The sequence below is a fragment of the Caballeronia sp. genome, from assembly GCF_028292365.1.
In the GTDB taxonomy this organism is placed as follows: domain Bacteria; phylum Pseudomonadota; class Gammaproteobacteria; order Burkholderiales; family Burkholderiaceae; genus Caballeronia.
Genome location: NZ_JAQGMM010000307.1, coordinates 1 through 3791, shown reverse-complemented (window position 1 = coordinate 3791; position 3791 = coordinate 1). Strand labels below are relative to the sequence as shown.

Annotated in this window: 4 protein-coding genes and 1 tRNA gene; 3 read left to right on the top strand and 2 right to left on the bottom strand. The window is 60.5% G+C overall.

What is annotated here, in order from left to right:
* Positions 1-660: sigma-70 family RNA polymerase sigma factor (locus JWR14_RS18970; protein WP_299709773.1), on the bottom strand; the 660-nt coding region annotated here is incomplete at its 3' end.
* A 200-nt stretch (positions 661-860) separates the two neighbouring features.
* Here JWR14_RS18970 and clpP point away from each other — a divergent pair.
* On the top strand, positions 861-1463 hold the full coding sequence (clpP, locus tag JWR14_RS18965) for an ATP-dependent Clp endopeptidase proteolytic subunit ClpP (RefSeq protein WP_299709771.1): 603 nt from the start codon (positions 861-863) through the stop codon (positions 1461-1463).
* A gap of 83 nt (positions 1464-1546) precedes the next feature.
* Here the strand turns inward: clpP and JWR14_RS18960 are convergent.
* Positions 1547-1633, bottom strand: a tRNA-Leu gene (locus JWR14_RS18960).
* Between the two features lie 389 nt (positions 1634-2022).
* Here JWR14_RS18960 and JWR14_RS18955 point away from each other — a divergent pair.
* Positions 2023-2445: a DUF2946 domain-containing protein gene (locus JWR14_RS18955; protein ID WP_299709769.1), complete on the top strand. Its 423-nt coding sequence runs from the start codon at positions 2023-2025 to the stop codon at positions 2443-2445.
* A 100-nt stretch (positions 2446-2545) separates the two neighbouring features.
* Positions 2546-3791 (top strand): TonB-dependent receptor (locus JWR14_RS18950; RefSeq protein WP_299709767.1); only part of this gene is annotated, 1246 nt, incomplete at its 3' end.

Sequence of the window (3791 nt, the reverse complement as noted above, 5' to 3'; positions counted from 1 at the left end):
CGCGGCCGAGGCCGTGACAAGCGTCAGCGCGACCAGCGCGTTGACATCCTGACGCGAGATGGCGTCGAGTAGCGGCTCGATTGCGTCTTCTTCCTGCGCTGTATGCGTGGCGTCGTTGGATTTTCGGCCATCGCGTACCCGATCCTTCGCGCGATGCACTATTTGCCGGCAATGCGCGGCGCTCCGGTCAAGGATCTTCGCGATACTCGCGTAGTCCGCCTCGAACGCCTCGCGCAGCAGAAATGCCACTTGTTCTTCCGCCGACAACCGGTCGAGCACGAGGCGCATTCCATACGATAAATCCGATGTTTGTTCCGCGAGTGTCTCGGCCGACGGAGCGTGATCGAAGGAATCGAGACCATCGAGTTTGTCGATAGCGCCCGGCAACGGTGCTTCATGTTTCAGACGCCGCAAGCGGTCGATAGCGGACCGTTTTGCGACCGTCGCGAGCCATGCTGCGGGCGTGTCCAGCGCATTGTGTCCTGTGGCAGCCACCGTGCGCTGATGCAGATGCCATTTGACGAACGTGTCCTGGACGACGTCCTCAGCGTCCGCGCGCACACCAAGGATCCGGTACGCCAGCGAAAACAGCCGCGCGCGCGACGCCTCGAAGAGAGCGAGTTGCGCCGTGTCGCGATCGATATCCGTATCACCAGTCATGCAGGTTCCCCTCAATTCAATTGCACGCGCTTTTGCGATGTATTGGCCACCATGTATTTGGCCTGACGGCCGGCGCCACGCGGATGTGACAGCCCCAGGCAAAAATATATCGCGTGAACGGGCGTCACGCACGGACGGCTTTGCGCGTCATATCGGTTGAAGGCATTCACAACGAGCAAAAGCAAAGGAACCGCAACGATATGAATCCCCAAAACCTGGGCCTCGTGCCGACCGTCATCGAACATTCCGGACGCGGAGAGCGCGCCTACGACGTCTACTCGCGGCTGCTGCGCGAACGCATCATTTTCCTGGTGGGACCGGTGACGGACCAGACGGCGAGCCTGGTTGTCGCACAACTGTTGTTTCTCGAAGCCGATAACCCCGAGAAGGACATCGCGCTGTACATCAATTCGCCAGGAGGTTCGGTCTACGACGGCATGGCGATCTTCGACACCATGCAATTCATCCGGCCGGACGTGTCCACGCTGTGCACCGGATTCGCCGCGAGCATGGGAACGTTCCTGCTGACCGCGGGGGCGAAGGGCAAGCGCTTTGCGTTACCTAACGCGCGCATCATGATCCACCAGCCTTCGGGCGGCTCGCAGGGCACGGCGGCCGATATTGCCATCCAGGCCGAAGAGGTGCTCTATTCGCGCCGGCGCCTGAATGAAATCATGGCGGAGCGCACGGGGAAGAGCGTGGAGCAGATTGCCAACGACACCGACCGCGATAATTTCATGTCGTCGGATCAGGCGCGGGAGTATGGGCTGATCGATGAAGTACTGACGCAGCGCGCGGCTTGAACCGGACAGCAGACTAAGCCGAAAAACCAGCCGCACAAATGACGAAGCCTCGCAGTTTTCACTGCGAGGCTTCGTTTTTAGCTTGGTGCGTGAGGTCGGACTCGAACCGACACGACATTGCTGCCGTCAGGACCTAAACCTGGTGCGTCTACCAATTTCGCCACTCACGCGCGTTTGTGCGGCTAGTTTAAAGCGGGTTCGAGAGAGGGGAAACGGGCAAACCATGCCCAACCACCTCGTACCACCTACCGCGCTTGATGCAACCTCGGGAAAGCGAATTTCCCGGCGACGCGGGTGCGTGCGTCGCGCCAAGCCCGGCATTCTAACCGAATCGATGGCCAATGTCTCCATGTGCAACATCCACGCCGAGTGACTCGCAAAGAGTGCCGGCAGAACCCGGTCCGAGCGCACGAAGGCAAAATATCGAACATTCGCTGCCGATATAACCCGAAAACGCCCGCCTGAATGGCCCGAACCGCATTGCATAGCGCGGACGGCGTGCTTACAATCGTTTCTCATTCTCGTTTGCCCATCCGCGGCTGAACTTACCCTGATCCTGATGAATCGCACTTCGCGCAATCGCCTCGTTGCATGGCTCGGCATGGCAGCCATGTGGCTGGCTATTGTCGCGCCGGTGATTAGCCAGACGCTGGCGTCGCGTCAGCAGGGTGTCGATCCGCAAGCGGCGATCTGTTCCGCCGATGCCCTCGCGCAGATTGTTTTATCCGCGCTTTCTTCCACGCCGCGGGCTGCGGTTCAAAGCAACGAACAAACCGGTCATCACATGGCCGGCGCCGATTCGTTCGACGCCTGTTCGTATTGCGGTTTGCTGGCGCACAACGTGCCGCTGGCATCGGCACCCCCCGCGGCGATGGTGCGGGTCGAACGCGTCATGCGTCTCGTTGCGGCGCCGGTTGCGCAAGTCGTTCACGTCAAGTCGTTCAACGCCGCGTCTCCGCGCGCGCCGCCCATCGTTTCCTGAAGTCCGTCCGTATCGACCGTCCTGGCTTTGCCGTGATTACGCGCGCCGTTTAAGCGTCTGTGGCCGGCCGGTCTGCGTCCACTCATTCAGGATTTCTTCGATGCTCAAGCTCCTCAAGCGAGCATGGCAGCCTTCAGGCTGCCATGCCGCCGCGCGTTCGCACGCGCTCAGGTTTCATTCGTTTCATCGTTTCACATTGCAGCGCCACGCCTGCGTGCCGCTTTCCCTGCTGGCGCCAGCTTTTGCGCTTGCTGCCCCCGCCACAGCCACTTTGGAGAGTTCGCCCGAAAGCACGCCCGATCGTCGCGAAGGCGATGCCATCCAGTTGGCTCCGGTAGTCGTCACCAGCAAGGCGGCTTCATCGGCACGTTCCCCGCTCGATCCAAACCTTCCTGCCACGACTGCCACGGTCACCGCCGATCAGGCGCAATACTGGAACGTGGTCACGCCGGAAGACGTGCTGAAGTACGTGCCGAACATGGCGGTGCGCAAGCGGTTTATTGGCGATGTGAATTCCCCGATCGCCGTGCGCGGCACGAGCAATTCGCAAACGGCGCGCGGGCTGGTCTACGCCGACGGCCTGCTGCTCAGCAATTTCCTCGGCAATACGTTCACGTTCGCGCCGCGCTGGTCGATGGTGTTCGCCGACGACATCGCGCGCACTGACGTCATTTACGGTCCGTATTCAGCGCTGTATCCCGGCAACTCGATCGGCGCGACGGTGGCCATCACCACGCGCATGCCGGAGAAGTTCGAAGCCGATGCCCACGTCCAGGCGTTCAGCCAGCACTTCGATCTGTTCGGCGTGAATCGCAGTTTCAACGGCACGAATTCGTCGGCGACTATCGGCGATAAAAACGGCAACCTGTCCTGGCTGATCGGCGTCGATCATCTGGAAAACACTGGCCAGCCGTTGCAATTCGCGACGCTGGCGGCGTCGGCTGTTCCTGCGAAGGCAACCGATCGGCCGGTGAGTGGCGAGGTTTTCTACAACGACCAGAACAACGCCCGCACGGCAGTGCTGGGCGTGACAGCGGAAGGCATTGAGCGGACGTTCCAGGACCAGTTCAAGCTGAAGCTGGCGTATGACCTCACGCCTACTTTGCAAGCCGGCTTCACGCTTGGCTATTGGCATCAAAAATACAACAGCGACACCCAGTCATTTCTCCGCGATGCCGCCGGCAACCCGGTCTACAGCGGCCTCGTCAATATTGGCGGTTACGAATACAACGTACCTGCCGCCACGTTTGCGCCAAGCCAGGGTTCGAGCGAGAACTTCCTGTATGGGTTGTCGCTGAAAACACGGAACGCGACCGGTTGGAACGCGGAAGCTATAGCGTCATATT